17 protein-coding genes are annotated in these 20,290 nt (G+C 52.0%); 4 read left to right on the forward strand and 13 right to left on the reverse strand.

What is annotated here, in order from left to right; genetic code table 11:
• Nucleotides 1-15: 15 nt before the first annotated feature.
• The 8 genes from ACXI0A_RS22930 to ACXI0A_RS22965 all read right to left on the reverse strand — a co-directional run bounded on the left by ACXI0A_RS22930 (nt 16) and on the right by ACXI0A_RS22965 (nt 8,376).
• Nucleotides 16-516 carry a sugar dehydrogenase complex small subunit gene (locus ACXI0A_RS22930; RefSeq protein ID WP_476146927.1) on the reverse strand — a complete coding sequence of 167 codons (501 nt, stop codon included), beginning with the start codon at nt 514-516 and terminating at the stop codon, nt 16-18.
• A 56-nt stretch (nt 517-572) separates the two neighbouring features.
• A complete protein-coding gene (locus tag ACXI0A_RS22935) occupies nt 573-1,952 on the reverse strand; it encodes a c-type cytochrome (RefSeq protein WP_476146925.1) in 1,380 nt (459 codons plus the stop codon).
• A gap of 2 nt (nt 1,953-1,954) precedes the next feature.
• Complete coding sequence (locus ACXI0A_RS22940) at nt 1,955-3,583, reverse strand: GMC oxidoreductase (protein ID WP_476146923.1); 1,629 nt, start codon at nt 3,581-3,583, stop codon at nt 1,955-1,957.
• A gap of 20 nt (nt 3,584-3,603) precedes the next feature.
• Nucleotides 3,604-4,143, reverse strand: coding sequence for a sorbitol dehydrogenase family protein (locus ACXI0A_RS22945; protein ID WP_224933037.1), 540 nt, complete (start codon nt 4,141-4,143; stop codon nt 3,604-3,606).
• A gap of 363 nt (nt 4,144-4,506) precedes the next feature.
• Nucleotides 4,507-5,448, reverse strand: a complete 942-nt coding sequence (locus ACXI0A_RS22950) for a TIM barrel protein (RefSeq protein ID WP_476146921.1) — start codon at nt 5,446-5,448, stop codon at nt 4,507-4,509.
• A 28-nt stretch (nt 5,449-5,476) separates the two neighbouring features.
• Nucleotides 5,477-5,905, reverse strand: a complete 429-nt coding sequence (locus ACXI0A_RS22955) for a PTS sugar transporter subunit IIA (RefSeq protein ID WP_476146919.1) — start codon at nt 5,903-5,905, stop codon at nt 5,477-5,479.
• Nucleotides 5,906-5,940: 35 nt separating this feature from the next.
• Nucleotides 5,941-6,951, reverse strand: a complete 1,011-nt coding sequence (locus tag ACXI0A_RS22960) for a Gfo/Idh/MocA family oxidoreductase (RefSeq protein ID WP_476146917.1) — start codon at nt 6,949-6,951, stop codon at nt 5,941-5,943.
• 15 nt (nt 6,952-6,966) lie between these two features.
• Complete coding sequence (locus ACXI0A_RS22965; RefSeq protein WP_476146915.1) at nt 6,967-8,376, reverse strand: sugar porter family MFS transporter; 1,410 nt, start codon at nt 8,374-8,376, stop codon at nt 6,967-6,969.
• Between the two features lie 765 nt (nt 8,377-9,141).
• Here ACXI0A_RS22965 and ACXI0A_RS22970 point away from each other — a divergent pair.
• Nucleotides 9,142-10,011 carry a helix-turn-helix domain-containing protein gene (locus tag ACXI0A_RS22970; protein ID WP_476146913.1) on the forward strand — a complete coding sequence of 290 codons (870 nt, stop codon included), beginning with the start codon at nt 9,142-9,144 and terminating at the stop codon, nt 10,009-10,011.
• Between the two features lie 60 nt (nt 10,012-10,071).
• Here the strand turns inward: ACXI0A_RS22970 and ACXI0A_RS22975 are convergent, their stop codons facing one another.
• The gene (locus ACXI0A_RS22975; RefSeq protein ID WP_224933031.1) at nt 10,072-11,163 is read right to left on the reverse strand and encodes a YncE family protein; all 1,092 of its coding nucleotides are present in this window, start codon (nt 11,161-11,163) and stop codon (nt 10,072-10,074) included.
• A gap of 447 nt (nt 11,164-11,610) precedes the next feature.
• Between ACXI0A_RS22975 and fhuE the strand changes: the two genes are divergently transcribed.
• Nucleotides 11,611-13,788: a ferric-rhodotorulic acid/ferric-coprogen receptor FhuE gene (gene fhuE / locus ACXI0A_RS22980; protein WP_476146911.1), complete on the forward strand. Its 2,178-nt coding sequence runs from the start codon at nt 11,611-11,613 to the stop codon at nt 13,786-13,788.
• 40 nt (nt 13,789-13,828) lie between these two features.
• Here fhuE and ACXI0A_RS22985 read toward each other — a convergent pair whose 3' ends face one another.
• Both ACXI0A_RS22985 and ACXI0A_RS22990 read right to left on the reverse strand, forming a co-directional pair.
• Nucleotides 13,829-14,380, reverse strand: a complete 552-nt coding sequence (locus ACXI0A_RS22985; protein WP_476146909.1) for an NlpC/P60 family protein — start codon at nt 14,378-14,380, stop codon at nt 13,829-13,831.
• A gap of 263 nt (nt 14,381-14,643) precedes the next feature.
• Nucleotides 14,644-16,161 (reverse strand): DHA2 family efflux MFS transporter permease subunit, encoded by a 1,518-nt coding sequence (locus ACXI0A_RS22990; RefSeq protein ID WP_476146907.1) that lies wholly within the window; start codon nt 16,159-16,161, stop codon nt 14,644-14,646.
• Between the two features lie 79 nt (nt 16,162-16,240).
• On the opposite strand from ACXI0A_RS22990, the gene ACXI0A_RS22995 reads away from it, so the two are divergent.
• On the forward strand, nt 16,241-16,906 hold the full coding sequence (locus ACXI0A_RS22995; protein WP_476146905.1) for a TetR family transcriptional regulator: 666 nt from the start codon (nt 16,241-16,243) through the stop codon (nt 16,904-16,906).
• Between the two features lie 60 nt (nt 16,907-16,966).
• Complete coding sequence (locus tag ACXI0A_RS23000; RefSeq protein ID WP_476147154.1) at nt 16,967-17,431, forward strand: SRPBCC domain-containing protein; 465 nt, start codon at nt 16,967-16,969, stop codon at nt 17,429-17,431.
• A 159-nt stretch (nt 17,432-17,590) separates the two neighbouring features.
• Here ACXI0A_RS23000 and ACXI0A_RS23005 read toward each other — a convergent pair whose 3' ends face one another.
• Nucleotides 17,591-18,862, reverse strand: a complete 1,272-nt coding sequence (locus ACXI0A_RS23005) for a Glu/Leu/Phe/Val dehydrogenase dimerization domain-containing protein (protein WP_476146903.1) — start codon at nt 18,860-18,862, stop codon at nt 17,591-17,593.
• Nucleotides 18,863-18,933: 71 nt separating this feature from the next.
• On the reverse strand, nt 18,934-20,280 hold the full coding sequence (accC, locus tag ACXI0A_RS23010) for an acetyl-CoA carboxylase biotin carboxylase subunit (protein ID WP_476146901.1): 1,347 nt from the start codon (nt 20,278-20,280) through the stop codon (nt 18,934-18,936).
• Nucleotides 20,281-20,290: the final 10 nt, after the last annotated feature.

Here is a 20,290-nt window from a genome sequence, read left to right on the forward strand (position 1 = left end):
CATTACTCTTCTGAATCAGGGCTGTTGCGCCCAGCTACCACATTTGCCGTAGGAGAAGCTCGGCGGCACTAATTTGTCATCCACCAGCAGATTGGCGAGGGTATTCACGTAGGTGACATACAGCGCGTGATTGCCCTTGCCGACCACGCCGTTGTACCAACCGCCAAGCATCGCTTTGGCCAGCTTTTCGCTGTCCGCATCCGTGGCAAACGTCAGGTGATCCTGCTGCAGCAGTTCCGGCTGGTTTTGCAGTAGCGTTTTCAACTGTGCCAGTGCAGGAAGAAAATCTTTCTGCGTCTGGCTCAAAGCCAATAGCAATGCACGCCCAACGGTGGCGTTCAGGGATTCCTGTTGCGTCAACAGCTGGGAAACCTGCATAAAATCGTCAAGACCCGCCGTGGGGGCGGTTGATTGTGCAGCGTTGAGGCGCGGCAATGAGTAAAGCTGGCCTGCGGCGGTGGCAATCGTGACCAGCCCGACCATCTTCAACACGCGGCGGCGTGAGTAGTGCTTCATAGTGTCTTCCAGTAAAAACGTCGCCTGCCATCACAGGCGACAGAATAAAATCGAATCTATTTTTTATGTCTGCGGCGCATCAGCCACCACACCAGCAGTGCAATCACTACCAACGCACCGACGCCCACACCGACCTGCGCCAGCATTACCAGCGGAGATGAAGGACCGCCACGACGGATCTCCGCCACTTGCTCCGGTGAGACGGTCGCTTCAACATTGCCGTAGTGATGCAAGATCCAGTTCGACAGTGTGGCGACTTGCTGATCATCGAGCTGATTCAGTGCGTTCGGCTGCGAACCAAACGGCGGCATAAACACGTCACCCTCGGCGGTATGACGCTGCACACCGTAAAGAATGGTGGCAATCAGGTTCGACGGATTGCGTTCCGCAGTAGCACTGTTGTGGAACAGGCTGGGATAAAACGCGTCTTTGGTTCCCTGACCGCTGCTGCCGTGACACGACGCGCAGTTGCCGGAGAACAGGCGAGCACCTTCATCGCTGGTGGGCGCGCTGAACGCATCACCACGAAACGCCACCAGATTTTCAGCCGCTTTACCCTGTTCGAAGCGCGATGCACCGCTCGCAGGCGCATCTTTATCCGTCACGCTGCCCATGTATTCGGCAATCGCTGACAGATCGGCATCGGATAAGTGCTGGAAGCTGTGGGTAATCGCCTCTGCCATGCTGCCAGCGGCCTGCGCTTTCCCCGCCAGACGGCCGGTTTTCAGGTAGGTGATCAGATCCTGCTGCGACCACTGGCCAATACCACTCACCGCGTTGGCGGTGATATTCGGCGCGAACCACGGGCCGACCTGCGCACCGGTGAAGGCATCACCCTCTTTCTCCTGCATCAGGAATCCGCGTGGCGTATGGCAAGTGCTACAGTGCGCTGCGCCATCCACCAGATAACGACCGCGATTCCAGCTGTCAGATTTTGTCGTGTCCGCTGTGTATCCCGGCGCTTTCAGGAACAGCGCGTTCCAGAACATCATCGAAAATCGCAGATTCAGTGGGAATGGCAGATGCGTCTCTTCAGTGGTTCGATCCATTGGCTGCACGCCCGACATGAAGTAGGCGTAAAGCGCGTGCACATCTTCATCGGTTAATGTGGCATAAGCGGTGTAGGGCATCGCCGGATAAATATTGGCGCCATCGGCACGCACACCTTTGCGAAGTGCATCAGCAAACTGCTGCTCACTGTAGTTGCCAATGCCTGCGACTTTCGACGGTGTGATGTTGGTGGCGATGATTTCACCCACCGGAGACTCAATCGCCTTGCCGCCGGCAAAAGGTTTACCGTGCTCAGCGGTGTGACAGGCAGTGCAGTCCGAGGCTACTGCCAGATATTCGCCCTTCTTTACTAACGCATCGTCCGCCGCATGTGCCGCTCCGCTCGCCAGTGCCAGAACCAGCGCGATCTGTTTTAGCTTCAACATGATTACGCCTCCTGAGCCTGTTTAACGATGGCATCCGCCGCTTTGAATGCCAGCGCCACCATGGTTAAGGTGCTGTTGCCACACGCGGTACTCGCCATGGCTCCCCCGCCCGGCAGGAACAGGTTGCGATGATCGTGGGTACGGCACTCGTTATCCACCACCGAGTTGGCCGGATCGTTACCCATAATGGTGCCGCCCATGATGTGCTTGCTCTGGTTATATTGTTTCGAGAACTTCTTATCGATGGCGCCCATTGCTTCTGCAATCTTATCCGCAATCGGTTTGGAGTAATTCTGGTACGAGCGACGCACGTAGTCGCCGACATTGTAGTGAATGGCAGGTTTTGGCAGACCCAGCCAATCCTTCTTGTCACTCAGCGTCAGACGGTTATTAGCATCGGGCAGAATCTCATGCGCCAGGACGATATCGGCAGTGCAGGCGGTCATACGGCGGATCTCTTCATCCAGCGCTTTGCCCACCAGCCCTTTTTCCAGTGCACCAAAGGTGACGAAGCGGTTACGCGCAAAGTTGTTGAAGCGGAAGTACGCGCCAGCGTGTTCAGAACGGAAATCACCCTGCGAAGTTTCCATAATGCCGCTGTTCACCACCGGCCCGACACCCGCCCAATAGGGTTCATCCAGCGTGACGGTCATGGTGATTTGTGGATGGTCCATCATGTTGCGGCCGACCTGATCGGAGCTGTTAGCAATCCCGTTAGGGTTGCGCGAGTCAGCTGACATCAGCAGCAGTTTCGGCGTCTCTAGCCCGTTACAGGCAATGATGAACAACTTGCCGCTGACGCGATGCGTTTGCTTGTGCTGGTCGTAGTAATGCACCGCTTCGATCTGGTTGCTGGCGTTGGTTTCGATACGCCACACCACCGCGTTATCGAGGATGGTGGCGCCTTTGGCTTCAAGGCGAGAAAGCGCGGTTGCACCATCATATTTCGCGCCCACCGGACACACTGGTACGCAGTTGTTATTGGCGCAGCAGGCTGGACGATCGTCGTAGGACATGCCGCTGTTGCGCGCCTGTGCAGTCGGGATGTTGTGCAGCCCCAGTTTTTCGCGTACCACTTCGGTAAAGCGGGCTTCACCTGGACCAAACGGCAGCGCAGGCATCGGATAAGGCTTTGAACGCAGCGGCGGCCATTGCAGAGCCGGATCGTCTGGTCCGCAAATGCCCAGTTTGTATTCTGCGCGCGCGTAGTAAGGTTCCAGCGTCGCGTAATCAAACGCCCAGTCACGCCCCACGCCATAACGCGAATGCAGCTGCATATCCGCTGGGGTTAAACGCCAGCAGGTACCGGCCCAGTGCCAGGTTGAACCGCCGGCATAGCGCACGTAGCTTTGCGCATAAGAGTCTTCGCCGCTCAATTGCAAATAGCCTTTGCCGGGACCCGCCGGTTCCGGGTGCGGCGCCCACTCGCGTGACGGATAGCACTCGATCGGGTTGCCTTTAGCTGCCAGCGGCAGGTTGCGATAATTTTCTACGATTTCGGCACGCGATACGCGCGGTCCGGCTTCCAGCATCAACACCGGAATACCGGCATCAAGCAGTTGCTCAGCGATCACCACACCGACCACGCCGGTGCCAACGATCACCACAGGTGACTGAGAAGGAGCTGCCATGTTTTGTCTTCTTTTAGTGGTCAGAATTGCGGTACGGGAAGAACCGGTGTGTTAGCGCGCTGCCAGTTATTTGGCCCACTGATGCCGTAAGACGGGATCGTGATGGTATCCATCGTGGTGTGCCAGGTCAGCGCTTGTTCAAAAGCAAAAGCTTTTGCCGAGCGTTTCGGTTCGAGACAGCCGGTGTACCAACCAAAAATGATTTTGTGCGCCAACGCCTGCAAGTCGCCTTGCGGAATCGCTGGGAAGAAATCTTCCACAATCTGCGCCTTATTGGCTTTGGCAATCGCCAGCAGATGATTGAGATTTGCCATCAAGTCGGGTTGTTCAAGTTCTAACAGCGCCAGCATGCGCTGCCCGACCGCATCATCCAGTTTATGGTTGACCAGAAGACGTGATATCTGCATGAAAGGAATGAAATTTTTCGACGAGTCTGCAAACGCCAATCGCGGAAGCGCTGAGGTGATCAGGCCGCCTGCCACGATCACTGCGCCGGAAAGTAACACTCTCCGACGTGACAACTGGACCTCGCCGAGTGGCAGGTCTTGCGAAGTACTCATGGTGTATCCCTGGTTAGTGACACGCTCAAAATCCCCCGTCACACGGAGGAAAAAAATCTAATTGTTTGATATATCTTAAAACACCCGAAGATTAACAATCACGCAACGCAACGTTAATCAGATACCTTAGAAACACACGGGTTTTTAATATAATAAATAGATCCTAAACAAAATCCATACGTAATGATGTTTTCGAATCAAAAATGAGTGGGATTGGGCAGGGGAAACGATGATGTAATCATTTTGAGTGATGTAAGTCGCAGTAAATCTTTAACAAAATGCGATTGAGACAGGGTTGGGCTGAAAGAGCGAGCTTAAAAAAGCCGCCCTCTTTATGAGATAGCGGCCTTAATTTGATAAAATCTACTGACTCAGCGTTGCGTTCAGCGCATCGATCGAAGTCTGCAAACCGGCTTCCACACTCATGGTGAGGTCCTCCATCTCCAGCGACACATCACCGTTGTAGCCCGTCATACGCAGTACAGAGAAGAACTCTTTCCACCACTTCAGGTCTTGTCCGCATCCCACCGCGACATAGTTCCAGGTCCGCGTTTTGGTGTTGGTCACCGGCTGGTACTCCATCAACCCATCGATATCTGCCAGCCCGCGCTCGATACGGGCGTCTTTACCGTGTACGTGGAACACCGCCCCTTCCAGCTTACGTGCCGCAGCAATTGGATCGGCGCCCATGGCAATCAGGTGTGAGGGATCGAGGTTCATGCCAATCATCTCATCCACTTCGTGACGCAAGCGCAACAGCGTGGACGGGTTGTACACCAACTGGCACGGGAACTCTTCGATGGCGATTTGCTCAACACCATGCTGTTTAGCGTGCTGGACGAACTTTTTCCACCATGGAATTGCTACGTCGTTCCACTGATAGTCGATCACCCCCGGCATATAATCTGGCCACGAGATGGTGGAAGTGATCCAGTTCGGCACGCGATCTTCTGGGCCTCCACCCGGCAGGCCACTCATCATCACAATCTTCTTCACACCCAGCTTGCCCGCCAGTTCTACCGCACGATAACTGCTTTTAGTGTGCGTCTCACCCAGTTCGCCCGGCGCCAGCGGGTTGCCCGAGCAGTTAAGCGCGACGATGCGCATCTCACGTTCCGCCAACTCCTGCTTGAACTTCTCCAGTTTTTCCGGTGATGACAACAACGCCTCTGTATCGACGTGCGGGCACGGAGACCATCCGCCCGCCGTCATTTCAACGCCATCAATACCGTAACCTTTGACTTTATCCAGCATCGCCGCGAAGGGTAAATCCGCCAGAACGTCAGTGCATAATGCGAGTTTCATTATTTAATCCTTTTATCTGGAGCGTTAATTACGCTTTCTCGAAGTGTTCAATAAATTCTTGTTTGGTTTTTGCGCTGGCTAATAAGGTGGTTTTCACTTCATCACCTAATAGATCGGCAATATTCGCCAGCACCGAGATATGTTCATTTTCAGTTGCGGCCACCGCCACCACGATAAATACCACCTTCCCCGCTCCCCAACTCACACCATGGGGAAACTGGAAAACCTGAACACCGGTTTTAATCACCAGGTCGAGGTTCTCTTTTGCGCAATGTGGAAAAGCAATGCCCGCGCCAATATAGGTGGAGACGCTTTTTTCACGCGCTAACATACCGTGTAAAAAACCGGGTTTGACATAACCCGCCTGTTCTAATGCAGTCGCGGCAATCTCAATTGCTTCATTTTTATTGGCTGCCCGACATTGCAAATGCAGCGCATCATCCGTCAGTTTCAACATATTTAACTCCTCACGTATCGCGAGACGTCCGGCTATTAACGATAAAGCGTCGGTTGTTCTGGGATCACCACCTGATGTTTTTCGCCATCTTGCAGTGAAGCCAGACCCGCATCACAGACCAGCGCCACCACGTAACCATCCCAGGAGGAAGGACCGCTCATTTCGCGCCCGTCACGCACGCTATCAACGAAGTGCTGCACTTCACGGTCGTAAGCGGTCGCGAAACGTTCCATACAGGATTGCGCGATGTGATGGGCATTGCCGTTGAGCGAACGCGTGCTGATAAACTGCTGTTCTGTCAGGGCAGCAATGGCATTCTCACCAATCACTTCACAGCGAATGTCATAGCCGTAATGACAGTTAACGAACAGCTCATCATCAATCCGCACGCCAGATTCGGTTTCGAAGATCACGATTAAGGGATCCTGCAAGTGAGGCAGTGCGCGGCTGGTTTTCTTACGCGGTTTGTCCACGCGTACCGAGGTAATGTTCTCATTCAGCAAGTAGCGAATGATGTCGATTTCGTGAGTGGCAGAATCATTGACGGCCATCTCCAACGTATAGCTCTCAGGCACGGAAGGGTTACGGTGCGCGCAGTGAATCAGCATAATATCGCCGAGTTCGCCGCCATCAATTGACTGCTTCAGCGCCTGATAACCGGGATCGAACCGGCGCATAAAGCCCAATTGCAATAGACGCTTGCCGGCCTTCACTTCTGCATCGATAATTTCTTTTGATTCATCGGCTGTTGGCGTGAGCGGTTTTTCGCAAAACACCGGTTTACCCGCGTTAAATGCCGCCAGAATTTGTGCTTTATGTACCGGGCCGATTGAGCAGATAAATACCGCGTCGACTAATTCAGAATGAATCATCTCTTCCGCATCATAAAAAGCGGTAGCACCAAACTCACTGGCAACCGCATCCGCTGCGGCGTGGTTAATATCGCAAACTGCAGTGACCTGCGCGCCGGAAATAACATTGTTGAAGCGTTTCAGATGGTCTCGGCCAATCATGCCCAGACCAATCAAACCGATTTTGACAGTCATTAATATATCCTCAGGTTAAAAGCGGAATTTCTTTTCAATCTGTTCTAAGGTCAGGCCACGTGTTTCCGGCAGATATTTCACCAGCAGGATAAGCATGACAACGTTGGTGGCACCGAAGAAACCGAAGGTCATGCCGCCACCGTAATGGCTCAGCAAATAGGGGAAGATAGATTGGATAATAAAGTCGAATATCCACAGACCAAATACCGCGAAGCCCATGCCCACGCCGCGCATTCTCAACGGATAAATCTCTGCTAACATCAGCCAGAATACCGGGGCAATCCAGCCCTGCATAAACACCAGAAATACCAGCATTAAGCCGAGAATAACGTAGGGTGCATTAGCAAAGTTGGCATGCAGCGTATCGATGCCGTTGACGGTTTCAGTGTGGAAGAAGAATTTGAACGCCAGGCCAATCAACACCAGACTGACGGTCACGCCCGCCTGGCCCGTGAAGAACATTCTACGACGTGAATGTTTACCAATCAGCGCCATCCCCAGCAGCGTAGCTAGTACGGATATAATCCCATTGGCCACCGCGCCGGTTACCGCTGCTGCGTCACCCAGTCCGGTGGCTTTCAACACCGTTGGCGCGTAATACATGATGGTATTGACCCCGGTCACACGCGTTGCCAGCACGATCATTAAACCAATCAGCACCAGTTGAATGACCCACCGGTTTTGCAGTTCTGCGAACAGGTTAAATTTCACCTGATCCGCCTTAACGATCTGCTGAATCTCCTTCACTTCGCGGTCCACCTCTTCTGGCAGACGCAACGTTTTAAGCACCTTCACGGCTTTATCCGTTTCCCCCCGACGAATAAAGAAACGCGGGGATTCGGGCATCATCAGCATACCCATCCACAGAATTGCGCCTGGCAATGCGGGAATCGCCAGCATAATGCGCCAGTTATGCTGCATCTCCGGATACAAGTTCACAATCGCGGCATTGACGGAGTACGCCAGGAATTGCCCGGTCACGATCATTAATTCGTTTACCGTGACCAATCTTTCACGTTGATCGGCGCGGGCTAGCTCGGAAATATAAATGGGAACCGTAACCGAGGCGCAACCCACTGCTAATCCCAAAATAAAACGGGCCACAATCATGGATGGCACATCCCAGGCAAAAGCGGTGCCCAGTGCGCCTAACATAAAGATCGCCGCGACCCATAAAAGATTTTTACGCCTTCCCTGTTTATCCGATAAATAACCACCAAAGAGCGACCCCAGTGCCGCACCAAATAACAGGAATGAGGTGATAAAGCCTTCCTGTGTTGGCGTCAGATTCAAATCATACTTCATGAAGATCAGCGCACCGGAAATAACACCGGTATCGTAACCGAAGCACAAACCACCTATCGTTGAAACGATAGTGATTAACCGCATGCGCTGAGGGTTTTGCAGGTTAGTTTTATTATACATAGCTGTTCCATCTGGTTGTAAGGTAACACCGTTGCAAGCCGTATTATGGGTCAGTGATAGCTAATGCGTTTTACGCAGCCTGAATCAAAACATTTATTTAATGCAAAAATGAGATTTATTATTTTCTGACAACGCTGAACACGCTGTAAGTCCCCTTATCGTTGCAACAACGTTATAACAAGGTGAATTCCAAAAACTAGCGGTGCTCTGTTGCATGATTTCACAGCGTGCGCAGGATCAAATATTTAAAGCAAGAATCATAAAAACCAGTGACAACACTCACAACACTACCATTACGCATTGACATAGCAAGAATGGAGATAGCTTAAAACATGTGATTCAGACAGGTATTTACGGGTTATCTTGATGACATCAAAATTCCCGTCATACGGGCATTTAAGGTGAGCGCTTCAATTAATCAGAGATTAAACTCATTATTTATTGCCAGGCGGCAAAAGCAATTTTGATGACATTTATGAAAAGCTCAACAAATTAACCCTAATAACCATAAGCACATCGTTTTTTCTCTTCATAAAAATGCTGTATTTTTTCCGTCGTAACAAACCGCCACCCACTTCAAAAGTGTGATGGAGATCTAATTTAGTTTTACTGGTAAGCCTTCAATAACAAAAATCGAGACTTTAACTTTCCCAAAAATAGTTAATCATATAATTATCAATACATTACACATTCTTAAAAAGCAAAATTGATGATTACGAGATCCTGAACTCATGTAAGAATAGCGGCATACCAATAGGAGCAATCATGATTACCTTCTGCCTGAACGAACACCCTTCCGCCCGTGGATTCGATACCAGTTTACGTCCTCGTCTGGCGTTTATGTGCAGAGCAGAAGGTCAGGAAGAAGCCATTCCACGCGTCATGCATAAACATGATGACCGCTTCGAAGTGATGTTTATTCGCTCGGGCAGTGGCATTTATAACATTGATGGGCGTGGTTATAGCGTTAAGAAAGGCGACATCCTCCTTTTCAACGCCAATGTGTTACACGATGAAAGCCCGGATGCGACAGAAGATTTATTGATATTCAGCTGCGGCGTCGAACAATTAAAGGTTGATGGCTTGCCTGTTAACGTTCTCACCACCCGTGCACAGCCCGCCGTAATGCCTGCTGGTGAGTTTTATAATGAGGTTTGCCAGTTGTTCGATCAGATGTGGGCGCACGTTAACAGCAAACGTGTTTATAGTGCAGAAATTGGCGATCATTTGCTCAGTGTTTTACTGCTACTGTGCCGAAATATTTGGATCGAGAACAAACAAGAGCAAGAGAGCAATAGCATGCTCTTAGGTCAGCGCATCAAAGATTATATTGATAATCACTATAAAGAAGATATTGCGTTGAGTTCGATTACTGCAGCCTTGAATATGAATCAGTTTTATCTCGCACACGTTTTTAAAGACTATTCTGGTTATTCACCCAAACAGTATCAAACTCGCCGTCGGATTGGTGAAGCGCAGAATTTATTATTGAGTACCAGTCTGGGTGTCACCGAAGTGGCAAACGCAGTGGGTTATGATAACGTCAACAACTTCCATCGCATCTTTCATAATCTTGTCGGCATTCCGCCAGCTCGTTATAAAAAATTCTGGCTGACCGGACAAATCAATCGTTAAGTTTTCGTCCTTCTGAACGCAAAATGCCCTCTTGCGAGGGCATTCATTAACGCTGCACTCTTACTTCAGTGTAATACGGGCAATACCATCGGTGCCTTTGGTAGACGAGTCTTTATTGAACTCCGCCTTCAGGGTCACGTACAGGGTGTTGTTATCCGGTCCGATCAGCAGGCTATTTGGATTCTGCTCAAACGACCAGCTGTTTTTCACTGCATAAGTGGTGGCATCCAACTGCAGCACTTTCTTCGATTCGCGCTGGCTAATGAAGAGTTCATTACGCTTGGCGTCGAATTTAATGCCCAGAGAGTCGCCTTCGATGCGCTTGATCACTTTACCGGTGCGCTCATCAAAGACCAGGGTGGCTTTGCCTTTAGAATCGTCAGTGACAAACAGACGGCCGGTAGCTGGATCTTCTGCCATATTCAGGAACAGATACTCTTTACCGTCACCTGCAGTCCAGCGCTTCTCGATTTTGTGGGTGCGTGGATTGATCACCAGGATCTCGCCAGATCCGTTGGCCGCATAAATGCGCTCAGTCACCGGAGAATAAATAATACCCGTCACCCATTTGCCAGCGTTCTTAATCTCAGTCTTCAGCTTGAAGGTCTTGGTATCCACCACGGAGATGTAACCTGGATCGGCCACACGACCGACATACAGTTCATTGCCGTGCCACAACACTTCACGTGCACCAGCCGGGTAACCTTCTTTGCTGATTTTGCCCGGGAACACCAAACGCTGCAGCACTTTGCCACTCTGCGCGTCAACTTTAGAGATGGCACCATCCAGGGAGTTGGTGGTGTAGAACACACTGCCCTGCTCATCGATAGCGGTACCGAAGTTTTTCAGATCGGTGTGGGTCTCACCTTTGGTCGCTAAGGTTGCTGGATCGAGGCGATAGATCACGCCGCCGTTCACATCTTTGAATGCCTGCGCACTGGCAACAAACAGCGCTTTCGACGCTGGAGAGTAGGCCATTTCATACAGACCATCGCCCAGGTCGCGTTTCAACACTGCGGTATCAACCGGTTTCACGGTTTCAGCGGCTGGCGCTTCGGCTTTTTTGGCAGGTGCCTGGCAAGCAGTCAGGCTAAAGGCTGCGGCGATCGCCATGGCAACAGTGGCTTTACGCGGGCTAAACAACGATTTCATGCTGAACTCCATCAATGGATCAACGGCTCCGACCACATTGAGGTGGGCGGAAAATATAAGAAGAATGAGAATCATACGCATTAACTTAGCGTAAGCAAATATTCACGTAGATTTATGTGCTAATTCCACACTGTTAACTCAATTCGCCGCCTGATTTGACACTTCAGGATATTAAAAACGTGCCAAATCTTGCCGAATAAAAGTGAAAACACCAGCAACTATCAGGTTATAAATCCCTCCAGGTGACTGAATTAAATCATGTTTACACATTATTACACTTCAAATTGAATCCTTGCGAGATTCTATAAAGCAAATGATTATCATTGGCGTTCGTAATTATATCGAATCTTCGTTTGCTCTGCCCTTTTGGGTGGGGGTAGATGAGCGCCAGCATAACAACCGAAGCGTAATGGCTTCATATAACAATCATTTATCACGGAAACTATTATGTCTTCGAACGGCAGGGAATCAGGCATCCGCAAAACGTTTAGCGTTTCATTGTTGGCGATGGCAGTACACGCCCTTCTCAACCCCACTTTGGCGCAGGCTGCCGATACGACTCCGCAGGATCTGGTGGTCAATGCCACCAGCAGCGACAGCAGCGATGAGACTGAAAAGCAGGACTATGCGGTCAAAACCACCCGAGCGGGTACAAAACTGCTGCTGACGCCACGTGATGTGCCGCAATCAGTGAGCGTGGTGACGCAGCAGCGTATGCAGGATCAGCAGCTACAAACCGTCACCGACGTATTGAATAACACCACTGGTATCACCAGCAATTTGGTGGATTCTGAACGTTCTGAATACTATTCACGCGGCTTTAAAATCACTAACTTCACCTTTGATGGTATCCCTACTTCTACGGGTGATAACTGGAACTACGGTGACGCGGCATCTGATACCGCCATTTACGATCGTATTGAGGTGGTACGTGGCGCGACGGGCCTGATGACTGGGGCTGGCAGCCCTTCCGCTTCGGTCAATATGGTGCGTAAACACGCCGACAGTAAAGATTTTACTGGCTCGGTCAGCGCCAGCTATGGCAGTTGGAACAAACAACGTTATGTCGCTGATATCGCCGGGCCGTTGAACAGTGAAGGTTCGCTACGCGGACGCGTGGTGACGGGGTATCAGGACCAGGACAGTTGGCTCGATCGCTATCATAAAAACAAGAAGTTCCTTTATGGCGTGGTCGATGCGGATATCACCGATAACACCACCCTTTCGTTAGGTTATGACTACGAGAAGGCCGATACGCGCGATCCTACCTGGGGTGGCTTACCGGATTTCTACAGCAACGGTTCTCTTACGCACTACAACCGCAGCCTGAACTCCGCCGCCGATTGGACTTACTATCACACCGAAATACAGAAGGTTTACGCCGATCTGGTGCATAACTTCGATAACGGCTGGAGCTTCCATGTGAATGGTACCCATGCCAAAAATACCTTTAGCGATAAGTTGCTTAACCTGTACAGCGCATTCCCTGACGAGAGTACCGGCGAAGGCGTAACCGGCTACGGCAGCCTGGACCGCGGTAAACGTGAGCTAACCTCCGTTGATGGTTACGCCAGCGGCCCGTTTGAGTTATTAGGCCGCCAGCACCAGTTGATGGCAGGCCTGAGTTACAGCCGTCAGCATAACCAAACCTACAGTCAGGATGGCGTCACTGACCTTGATGAGTATGATATTACTGCCGCTGATATGGGGCCATTTAATAACAACTGGAATGGCAATCTTGCTGAGCCGCAGTGGCAAGGTTGGTATCTTAACGCGAATGACGTCATTCGCCAGAAGTCTGCTTACACTGCAGCGCGTATTTCATTAGCCGATCCGCTATCACTGATTATTGGTGCTCGCTACACCGAATGGAGCACCAACGGTAGCAGTGGTGATATGACCCAACACAACACCACGCCGTACGCCGGTCTGGTGTATGACATCAATGATACCTGGTCTGCGTATGCCAGCTATACGTCGATTTTCCAGCCTCAAACCTATCGCGATAGCTCAGGCCACTACCTTTCTCCAGTTACCGGAAAAAGCTACGAAACGGGGTTAAAATCGGCATGGTATGACGGTCGTCTGACCGCGACCTTTGCGGTATTCCGTATTCAACAGGAAAACGTCGGGACAGCACAAGATGGCGTCTACGTTAATAACAGCAGCGAGCAGGCCTACACCGCCACTAAAGGCGCACGGAGTAAAGGGGCCGAGTTCGAACTGAATGGTGCGCTCACCGATAACCTGCAACTAACCTTTGGTGCGACGCGCTACGTCGCTCGTGATTCGGATGGCCGTTACAACTCTGACCAACCGCAAACCCAGTTCAAGCTGTTTACCCGTTACAACGTCCCCATGCTGCCTGACCTGACGATTGGCGGCGGCATTAACTGGCAGAACCGCGTGTTTGAGGATGTCAGCTCCCCAGATGGCGGTACGCAACGCGTCTATCAGGGCAGCTACCCACTGGCTAACCTGTTTGCCCGTTATCAGGTCACCAAACAAGTTGCCGTGCAGGCTAACGTCGATAACTTATTCGACCGCGAATACTACACCTATATGAACAACTATGTTTACGGTGAGCCGCGCAACTTCTCGGTTAGCGTGTCATATCAGTTCTGATATAAAAATCCCCGGCTTCAGGCCGGGGATTCTTTCTGCATCAGGCTTTATTTTTATAGTTAAAACTAATCTGCGAATTTTGTTCACGCGGTAACCGCCGCGCTTCCAAATATACTGATTTCCAGTATGGATTATTCAGCGATGAACGCATCACACCCTGACTAACCGATGCGTGGAGAAATTGATGATCGGTGTCATAAAAGCCAACGTGTAACTCGCGTTTGATGCGAAAGAACACTAAATCACCGGGTTGCAAATGCGCCTTATCGACTGGCTGCCCCATGGCAATTAACTCACGCGTCGTGACACGATCCATCGGAATATTGAAACGATCTTTTAAGGTGCGCCAGACGAAGCCGGAGCAATCCACCCCGTTTAATTGCGTGCCACCCCACTGGTATTTGGTCCCTTCCCATGAGTGCATCTGATCGTGTAATGCCGCGATCACCGGAATCAAATCGGGTTGCTTACCACCATCGGTTGAAGCATCGACGCTCTCTTCCGTAGGGGCATGAGAAGTTTTGGAAGAGCAACCTGCCAGGGTAATAAAAAACAGGCAGGCGAAGATTTTGCTGGCCGCAGAGTTGATCATGAGATGACGTTTTCGCTGAGGGAGACAGTGGTTAGAGATTTATACCGTAGAAAAGTTGCAAAAATAAATAGCTGGCCGCTGAATTCTTTTAATCCTCTTCTTTTTTACCTAAGTTTACGGAAAGGTAACATCATGTATTTGAGATAAAAATTAACTATTCTTTCGCCAATTTACGTGATGAAGGTTATTTCTTCGCCCGACTCTGCTGCTATTTCATCCTACCATCGGCATCAATCAGACGATGGTGGGATGCGGGTTAATGTTTATTGTTTGGCTTTACTGCGTAATGGCGACTCCGGCAGGAACAACGACAGAATAAATGCCACTGCCATGACCACCGCAGCCATCTGAAATGCCGCATGCACCGCTTCGCTAAATACCTGCAAATAAGCGTGCTGCACATCATAAGGCAAATGGTGTACGGCGTTAGGATCCAGCGTGGCGGGTAATTTATCGCCCTTGTCGACCAGCTCAGTCAAACCCGACTTCAATACATGGCTAAACATCGCACCGAATAATGCCACTCCTATTGAACCGCCAACCGAACGGAACAACGTGACGGAAGAGGTCGCGACGCCAATACGGTCCGGTGTCACACTGTTCTGCACCGCCAGCACTAACACCTGCATTACCATACCCATGCCCATACCGAGCACGCAGGCGTAGAGATAAATCTGCCACAGCGGAGAGTTAAGCGTCAGCGTGGTCATTAAAGCCATTCCGATCGTCGCCAACAAGGTTCCGCCAATCGGGAACAGACGATAGCGACCGGTGCGGCTAATAATGCGTCCGCTAACAATCGAGGTCACCAGCAATCCGCCCATCAGTGGTAGCAACTGCAACCCGGCTTCGGTCGGGGTTGAGCCTTTCACCACCTGCAAATAGAGCGGCAGGAAAGTCACGCTGCCAAACAGCGACATCCCGACAATAAAGGCCATCAAACTGGAGAGCGAAAAGCTGCGATTGCGGAACAGATCCAACGGAATAATCGGTTCCCACGCGCGCCGCTCTTCATAAATAAAGCCAATCACACCTACCAAACCAAAAGCCAGAATGCACCACAGCACGGGATCGCTCCACGCGCGCAGCGTGCCGCCTTCGCTGGTAAACAGGGTAATTCCCACCAGCGCCAGGCACAGGCAAACAGCACCAGGATAATCAATCTCATGCGGTTTACGTTTGTTGTCCGCCTTAAACACGGCGTTGATAATCACCAGTGCAAACAAGCCCAACGGTAGATTGATATAAAAAATCCAGCGCCAGGAGGCGTGCTGCACGATAAAGCCGCCGAGTAACGGGCCAACCACCGTCGCCAATCCAAATACCCCACCAAACAGCCCCTGGTATTTGCCACGATCGGCAGGCGGGATGATATCCGCCACCGCTGCCATGCTGACCACCATCAGCCCCCCGCCGCCCAGACCTTGCAGGGCGCGGGTGAATATCAGTTGCTCCATATTTTGCGCCAGCCCACACAGTGCGGAGCCAATCAGGAACAGAACAACGGAGATTTGCAGCACCGTTTTACGGCCAAACAGGTCACCAAATTTACCGTACAGCGGCACCACGATGGTGGACGCGAGCATATAGGCCGTCACGATCCACGACAGGCGATCAAGGCCGCCCAGCTCACCCACAATGGTGGGCAACGCGGTAGAGACGATGGTCTGGTCGAGTGCAGAGAGCAGCATCACCAGCATCAGTGCGCCCATCAGCAAACGGACGGAAGGTGGACTCTCTTCCCCGCTGCCTGATTGCGGCGCGTATGTTTCAGGTTTCATATCAGACACCAATTGAAATTAATTAAATACACAATTAATATTGTCCACAGTCTGACACGAAACAAGCGAACGCGTAAAGATGACCGCACAAAAAGTCCCTGCTGCTGATAAGACAACTCACACCCAACCTCGCCGTCCGGGTCGACCGCGTGGCGGGGCCATTAACGCGCAACAGCGTGAGCACCTGCTGGATATCACCTTAGCGCTGTATGCTAAAAACGGTATTGCAGAAACCTCACTCAATGCCATAGCACGCCAGGCGGGCGTCAGTCCGGCGATGCTGAATTACTATTTTCAGTCACGTGAGTCGCTGCTGGATGTGGTAGTTGAGGAGCGATTTCTACCGATGCGTCAGCGTCTGGAAGCGCATTTCGATGAAGATATAGGTGACCCTGTCACTACATTCAGTGGGTTCATTCGTGAAATCGCGGATATCGTTCTGACCAACGACTGGTTCGCCCCCTTATGGATGCAAGAAGTGACCAGCGGTTCACACGGCTTAGGTCAGCACATCAAAGAACGTTATGGTCATGCGGGGCGTGACAAAGTCAGGGCGTTGATTGTGCGCTGGCAACAACAGGGTTTATTGAATGCGGCGTTGAATCCCGATTTGCTGATGACATCCATCCTGAGCATGATTCTGATGCCCTTCACACGCTTTGCCAATGAGCCGGAGTTTGATACGGAGATTATCGTACAGCACACGCTTAGCTTGTTCTGTCAGGGTATCCGCCCGGTCAGTTAACCCGTTTTCTGCCTCGCAACTACACTGTTGAAACTGACATTTATCGAGCAGGAAAAGATGATGATTCTGGATGCCGAGACCGATTTACAGCTTGAGCGCACCTTGCAAGTGCCCGCCGATGTCATTTGGCGCTGCTGGACCACACCTGAACATCTCAAGCATTTTTTTGTGCCTAAGCCGCACAAGTTACTCAGTTGCGATATCGATCTGCATCCTGGTGGTCGGTTCAATACGGTTTTTGAGGTGGAGGGGAATGAAGTGCGCAACGAAGGGGTATTTCTGGAGCTGATACCGGGTCGGAAGCTGGTGTTTACCGACACCTATACTGAGGGATGGAAACCCGCTGAACATCCTTTTATGACCGCAATATTGCTGCTTGAACCGCTCAATCCACATGCGACTCGGTACGTTGCGATTGCCAGGCATCGCAACGCTGATGCGCGCGCAGAACATGAAAAAATGGGCTTTCACAATGGCTGGGGAATGGTTGCCGACCAACTAGAAGCCTATGCCAAGATGCTTTAATGGGCACCTGCGGTTTCCTTGATGATGACAACAGACTGGGTCTGCCGAATGATGACCAGGTGGAATTAGGCCTTTTCTATCAGTTCAAATACCATTATCGATAAAAAATGGCGGCTTTGAAGCCGCCATTTCGTATTTAAAGCCATCCAGGATTTCTCATTACGGATACAACCCGCGATCCTTCCTGGCCAGCAGAATTCGCTCGCAGGCAACAGCATAAGCTGCCGTACGCAGCGTCACGCTGAGCGCATCGGCTTTCTGCCACACGGCTTCAATTGCGTGCTTCATAATGCTTTCCAGCCGTTGATTGATCTCCTCCTCGCTCCAGAAGAAGCTGGAGAAGTCCTGCACCCATTCGAAATAGCTCACCGTAACACCGCCCGCATTCGCAATCACATCTGGCACCACAGCAATGCCGCGTTGCTGCAAGATATCATCGGCTTCCGGCAGCGTAGGACCGTTTGCGCCCTCAATAATCAGGCGACATTGAAGCTGGTTGGCGCGTTCAGCCGTGATCTGTCCCTCCAGCGCGGCAGGCACCAGAATGTCGTAAGGCTGTGTCCAGAAATGTTCATCCGCAATGTGGTCAGCGCCGGGGAAGCCAGCGATGGTGCCGTGAGCTTGTTGCCACACCTGTAACGCTGGAATATCCAGTCCGCTGGACAGATAGAGTGTGCCTTTGTGATCCTGAACCGCCACCACTTTCGCCCCCAGCGCATGGAACAGCTCGGCGCTGACGCTGCCAACATTGCCAAAGCCCTGTACCGCCACGCGACTGCTCGCGACTTCAATCCCCAGTTTCTCTGCCGCACGGCAGCCAGTAACAAACACGCCGCGCCCCGTAGCCTTAACGCGTCCCAGCGAGCCGCCCAAATGCACCGGTTTGCCGGTGACGACGCCTGTCGTCGTGGCGCCGACGTTCATCGACCAGGTATCCATCATCCACGCCATCACCTGCGCGTTAGTGCCGACGTCAGGCGCAGGAATATCCTGCTGTGGGCCAATCATATTGCCGATTTCGCTGGTATAGCGCCGCGTTAAACGCTCCAGCTCCTTATGGGACAAGGTAGTGGGATCGACACGCACGCCGCCTTTCGCTCCGCCAAACGGCAGGTTCAGCGCAGCGCACTTCACCGTCATCCACGCGGAGAGCGCCATCACTTCCTGCAATGTCACATCAGGATGAAAACGCACCCCGCCCTTACCCGGCCCGCGCGATAAGTTGTGCTGCACGCGATAGCCCTCAAAATGACGCACCGTGCCATCATCCATTTCCAGCGGAATATCAACGATTAATGCCCGTTTTGGATGCGTTAAGGTATCGGCCCAGCGACTCAAATCGCCCAGCAGAGGCAACACGCGTTCGACCTGCGTCAGATAAGTTGACCAGGCTGAGTGACGGTCACCCGTCACATAGGAAAGTTCAGACAAACTGACCTCCAGATTTTACTGTCAGGATAGGAAAACGCCGCCCACGGCAAAATGGCGGCGAGAGGATTGATTCAGTCGTGCAGGCCGAGTTTTTTCTCCAGATAGTGGATGTTGGTGCCACCCTGCTGGAAGTTTTCGTCGGACATGATTTTCATCTGCAGCTCGACGTTGGTCTTGATGCCGTCGATGATCAGTTCCGCCAGCGCATTTTTCATGCGCGCGATAGCCACTTCACGAGTGTCACCGTAGGTGATCAGCTTGCCGATCATCGAGTCGTAGTACGGTGGCACGGTGTAGCCGGCATAGATGTGCGATTCCCAGCGCACGCCAAAACCGCCTGGCGCGTGGAAACGGGTGATCTTGCCCGGGCTCGGCAGGAAGGTGTTCGGATCTTCGGCGTTGATACGACACTCTACCGCATGACCGCGTACCATCACGTCTTCCTGTTTGATCGACAGCGGCTGACCGGCAGCAATGCGCAGCTGCTCTTTGATCAGATCCACGCCGGTGATCATCTCGGTCACCGGATGCTCCACCTGAATACGGGTGTTCATCTCGATGAAGTAGAACTCACCGTTTTCGTACAGGAACTCGAACGTACCCGCACCGCGGTAGCCGATATCGATACAGGCTTTCGCGCAGCGTTCGCCGATAAAGCGACGCAGTTCCGGCGTGATGCCTGGCGCGGGTGCTTCTTCAACGACTTTCTGGTGGCGACGCTGCATTGAGCAGTCACGTTCCGCCAGATAGATCGCGTTGCCCTGGCCGTCGGCCATCACCTGAATCTCGATGTGACGCGGGTTCTCGAGGAATTTCTCCATGTAGACCATGTCGTTGTTGAAAGCCGCTTTGGCTTCCGCTTTCGTCATGCCGATGGACTGCTCAAGATCCTTTTCATTGCGCACCACACGCATACCACGACCGCCGCCGCCGCCGGAGGCTTTGATGATCACCGGATAACCGATGCGCTTGGCGATGGCACGGTTTTTATCCATGTCTTCAGTCAGCGAGCCATCAGAACCTGGCACGGTCGGTACGCCGGTTTTCTTCATGGCGGTGATCGCCGACACTTTGTCGCCCATCAGGCGGATGGTGTCAGCTTTCGGGCCGATGAAGATAAAACCAGAGCGCTCAACCTGCTCGGCAAAATCGGCGTTCTCGGAGAGGAAGCCGTAGCCCGGGTGGATCGCCACGGCGCCGGTGATTTCGGCGGCGGAGATCAGGGCCGGGATGTTCAGGTAGCTTTTGACCGACTGCGCCGGGCCGATACAGACGGTTTCGTCCGCCAGCAGCACGTGCTTCAGGTCGCGGTCCGCGGTGGAGTGAACGGCGACAGTCTTGATGCCCAGCTCTTTACAGGCACGCAGAATGCGCAGCGCGATCTCACCACGGTTAGCAATAACAATTTTATCCAGCATGCTTCGCCTC

Source organism: Pantoea sp. C1E2 (assembly GCF_056491465.1).

What these genes read in the sequence shown, in the direction of transcription:
- ACXI0A_RS22930 (WP_476146927.1), bottom strand. Translation starts at nt 516, where the DNA reads ATGAAGCACTACTCACGCCGCCGCGTGTTGAAGATGGTCGGGCTGGTC.
- ACXI0A_RS22935 (WP_476146925.1), bottom strand. Translation starts at nt 1,952, where the DNA reads ATGTTGAAGCTAAAACAGATCGCGCTGGTTCTGGCACTGGCGAGCGGA.
- ACXI0A_RS22940 (WP_476146923.1), bottom strand. Translation starts at nt 3,583, where the DNA reads ATGGCAGCTCCTTCTCAGTCACCTGTGGTGATCGTTGGCACCGGCGTG.
- ACXI0A_RS22945 (WP_224933037.1), bottom strand. Translation starts at nt 4,143, where the DNA reads ATGAGTACTTCGCAAGACCTGCCACTCGGCGAGGTCCAGTTGTCACGT.
- ACXI0A_RS22950 (WP_476146921.1), bottom strand. Translation starts at nt 5,448, where the DNA reads ATGAAACTCGCATTATGCACTGACGTTCTGGCGGATTTACCCTTCGCG.
- ACXI0A_RS22955 (WP_476146919.1), bottom strand. Translation starts at nt 5,905, where the DNA reads ATGTTGAAACTGACGGATGATGCGCTGCATTTGCAATGTCGGGCAGCC.
- ACXI0A_RS22960 (WP_476146917.1), bottom strand. Translation starts at nt 6,951, where the DNA reads ATGACTGTCAAAATCGGTTTGATTGGTCTGGGCATGATTGGCCGAGAC.
- ACXI0A_RS22965 (WP_476146915.1), bottom strand. Translation starts at nt 8,376, where the DNA reads ATGTATAATAAAACTAACCTGCAAAACCCTCAGCGCATGCGGTTAATC.
- ACXI0A_RS22970 (WP_476146913.1), top strand. Translation starts at nt 9,142, where the DNA reads ATGATTACCTTCTGCCTGAACGAACACCCTTCCGCCCGTGGATTCGAT.
- ACXI0A_RS22975 (WP_224933031.1), bottom strand. Translation starts at nt 11,163, where the DNA reads ATGAAATCGTTGTTTAGCCCGCGTAAAGCCACTGTTGCCATGGCGATC.
- fhuE (WP_476146911.1), top strand. Translation starts at nt 11,611, where the DNA reads ATGTCTTCGAACGGCAGGGAATCAGGCATCCGCAAAACGTTTAGCGTT.
- ACXI0A_RS22985 (WP_476146909.1), bottom strand. Translation starts at nt 14,380, where the DNA reads ATGATCAACTCTGCGGCCAGCAAAATCTTCGCCTGCCTGTTTTTTATT.
- ACXI0A_RS22990 (WP_476146907.1), bottom strand. Translation starts at nt 16,161, where the DNA reads ATGAAACCTGAAACATACGCGCCGCAATCAGGCAGCGGGGAAGAGAGT.
- ACXI0A_RS22995 (WP_476146905.1), top strand. Translation starts at nt 16,241, where the DNA reads ATGACCGCACAAAAAGTCCCTGCTGCTGATAAGACAACTCACACCCAA.
- ACXI0A_RS23000 (WP_476147154.1), top strand. Translation starts at nt 16,967, where the DNA reads ATGATTCTGGATGCCGAGACCGATTTACAGCTTGAGCGCACCTTGCAA.
- accC (WP_476146901.1), bottom strand. Translation starts at nt 20,280, where the DNA reads ATGCTGGATAAAATTGTTATTGCTAACCGTGGTGAGATCGCGCTGCGC.